The 3418-nt window shown below is 52.5% G+C and carries 1 rRNA gene; it reads left to right on the forward strand.

The features are described 5' to 3' along the window. Positions 1 to 259 precede the first annotated feature (259 nt). Positions 260 to 3365, forward strand: a 23S ribosomal RNA gene (locus HMPREF3016_RS01305). The last annotated feature ends 53 nt before the right edge of the window (positions 3366 to 3418 follow it).

A 3418-nucleotide genomic window follows, 5' to 3' on the forward strand; every position in this document is an offset into this window, starting at 1 on the left:
TTTTTTTTGTTGTTTGTTTTGTTTCACGGTGTTGTGTATACGTCATCATTATTTTTTCGTGTTGTTCGAGTGCGTTCTTGGGTTTTCGGGTTGCACGCTAGGTGTGGTCTGAATTGGTGACTGGCTGGTGCTGGTGCTGGGTTTGTTCTCGGTGTTGGTGTTGGTGTGGTTTGTTGTTTGAGAACTATATAGTGGACGCGAGCATCTTCTGGGAACTGCACGGTTGTGTGGTTTCTTGATTCTTCTTTTTCTTGATTGTGTGTAAGTTGTTAAGGGCACACGGTGGATGCCTTGGCATCAGGAGCCGATGAAGGACGTGTGAATCTGCGATAAGCCTCGGGGAGCCGATAACTGGGCGTGGATCCGAGGATTTCCGAATGGGGAAACCTCGCTCATCGTTATGGTGGGTGACCGCTGGTTGAATGTATAGGCCAGTTGGGGGGAACGCGGGGAAGTGAAACATCTCAGTACCCGCAGGAAGAGAAAATAATAATGATTCTGTTAGTAGTGGCGAGCGAACGCGGATGAGACTAAACCTGTGGTGTGTGATAGCGGTTAGGTGTTGCATCATGGGTGTTGTGGGAGTTGTTGTGGTGGTTCTAACTGGTCACCGGCGTAGTGCATGATGGTAGGCGAACTGGCTTGGAATGGTCGACCGTAGTGGGTGAGAGTCCCGTAGTTGAAAGTGTTGTGTGTGCGTTGACAATGTCCCGAGTAGCACGGGGCTCGTGGAATCTCGTGTGAATCTGCCAGGACCACCTGGTAAGTCTAAATACTTCCTGATGACCGATAGTGGATCAGTACCGTGAGGGAATGGTGAAAAGTACCCCGGGAGGGGAGTGAAATAGTACCTGAAACCGTGTGCTTACAAGCCGTTATAGCCCCCCTTTTTTTGTGTGGGGTGGTGGCGTGCCTTTTGAAGAATGAGCCTGCGAGTTAGTGTTTTGTCGCGAGGTTAACCCGTGTGGGGTAGTCGTAGCGAAAGCGAGTCTGAAGAGGGCGTTGTAGTGGCAGGATCTAGACCCGAAGCGGAGTGATCTATCCATGGCCAGGTTGAAGCACGTGTAAGAGCGTGTGGAGGACCGAACCCACCTAGGTTGAAAACTGGGGGGATGAGCTGTGGATAGGGGTGAAAGGCCAATCAAACTCTGTGATAGCTGGTTCTCCCCGAAATGCATTTAGGTGCAGCGTTACATGTTTCTTGCTGGAGGTAGAGCTACTGGATAGCCGATGGGCCCGTGAGGGTTACTGACGTTAGCTAAACTCCGAATGCCGGTAAGTGAGAGTGTAGCAGTGAGACAGTGGGGGATAAGCTTCATTGTCGAGAGGGAAACAGCCCAGACCATCAACTAAGGCCCCTAAGCGTGTGCTAAGTGGGAAAGGATGTGGAGTTGCTGAGACAACCAGGAGGTTGGCTTAGAAGCAGCCATCCTTGAAAGAGTGCGTAATAGCTCACTGGTCAAGTGATTCTGCGCCGATAATGTAGCGGGGCTCAAGTACACCGCCGAAGTTGTGGCAATCAGCTTTTTGTGGCTGGTTGGGTAGGGGAGCGTCCTGCACGAGGTGAAGCTGCCACGGGAGTGTGTGGTGGATTGTGTGGGAGTGAGAATGCAGGCATGAGTAGCGAATCACGGGTGAGAAACCCGTGCGCCGGATGATCAAGGGTTCCAGGGTCAAGTTAATCTGCCCTGGGTTAGTCGGGGCCTAAGGCGAGGCCGACAGGCGTAGTCGATGGAGAACGGGTTGATATTCCCGTACCAGTGAAGGACCGTCCATACTGATATTGTGATGCTAACCATGCCGATCACGGTGTCATGAAGTTTTTCTTTGTGGTGTTGTGGGGTGTGTGGGACCCAAGCTTTGGAGGTAAGCGTGTTAACAGGTGTGACGCAGGAAGGTAGCCAAGCCACGCGGTGGTTGTCGTGGTCTAAGCGTGTAGGATGACTGGTTGTTAAATGCGCTGGTTGTGTGTCTGAGACGTGATGGGACCCCTTGTTTGTGGGGGATTTGGTGATCCTATGCTGCCGAGAAAAGCATCGGCGTGAGGTTTTAGCTGCCCGTACCCGAAACCGACACAGGTGATCAGGTAGAGAATACTAAGGCGATCGAGAGAATCATGGTTAAGGAACTCGGCAAAATGCCCCCGTAACTTCGGGAGAAGGGGGGCCCTGAGCGTGATCTGCCCGTGCGGTGGGGAGCGTGTAGGGGTCGCAGAGACCAGGGGGAAGCGACTGTTTATCAAAAACACAGGTCCGTGCGAAGTCGTAAGACGAGGTATACGGACTGACTCCTGCCCGGTGCTGGAAGGTTAAGAGGATTGGTTAGCCCTGTGTGGGCGAAGCTGAGAATTTAAGCCCCAGTAAACGGCGGTGGTAACTATAACCATCCTAAGGTAGCGAAATTCCTTGTCGGGTAAGTTCCGACCTGCACGAATGGAGTAACGACTTCCCTACTGTCTCAACCATGAACTCGGTGAAATTGCAGTACGAGTAAAGATGCTCGTTTCGCGCAGCAGGACGGAAAGACCCCGTGACCTTTACTATAGTTTGGTATTGGTGTTTGGGTTGGCTTGTGTAGGATAGGTGGGAGACTGTGAAGCTGTCACGCTAGTGGTGGTGGAGTCGTTGTTGAAATACCACTCTGGTCAATCTGGATGTCTAACTTCGGGCCATGATCTGGTTCAGGGACAGTGCCTGATGGGTAGTTTAACTGGGGCGGTTGCCTCCTAAAGTGTAACGGAGGCGCCCAAAGGTTCCCTCAGCCTGGTTGGCAATCAGGTGTTGAGTGTAAGTGCACAAGGGAGCTTGACTGTGAGAGTGGCGACTCGAGCAGGGACGAAAGTCGGGACTAGTGATCCGGCAGTGGCTTGTGGAAGCGCTGTCGCTCAACGGATAAAAGGTACCTCGGGGATAACAGGCTGATCTTGCCCAAGAGTCCATATCGACGGCATGGTTTGGCACCTCGATGTCGGCTCGTCGCATCCTGGGGCTGGAGTCGGTCCCAAGGGTTGGGCTGTTCGCCCATTAAAGCGGTACGCGAGCTGGGTTCAGAACGTCGTGAGACAGTTCGGTCCCTATCCGCTGCGCGCGTTGGAGAATTGAGAAAGGCTGTCCTTAGTACGAGAGGACCGGGACGGACGAACCTCTGGTATGTCAGTTGTACCGCCAGGTGCATGGCTGATTGGCTACGTTCGGGAGGGATAACCGCTGAAGGCATCTAAGCGGGAAGCCTGTTTCGAGATGAGTTCTCCTGGCACTCTTTGTGGTGTGTGAGGCTCCTTAGAGATGATGAGGTTGATAGGCTGGGTATGGAAGCGTTGTAAGGCGTGGAGTTGACTGGTACTAATAGGCCGAAGACTTATTCACACTAGAGTTGTTTGTGGTGTTTGCGTTCGCTGTATAGTTTTGAAACAACAAGC

Origin of the sequence: Rothia sp. HMSC065D02 (genome assembly GCF_001815285.1) — a bacterium.
Taxonomy (GTDB): domain Bacteria; phylum Actinomycetota; class Actinomycetes; order Actinomycetales; family Micrococcaceae; genus Rothia; species Rothia dentocariosa.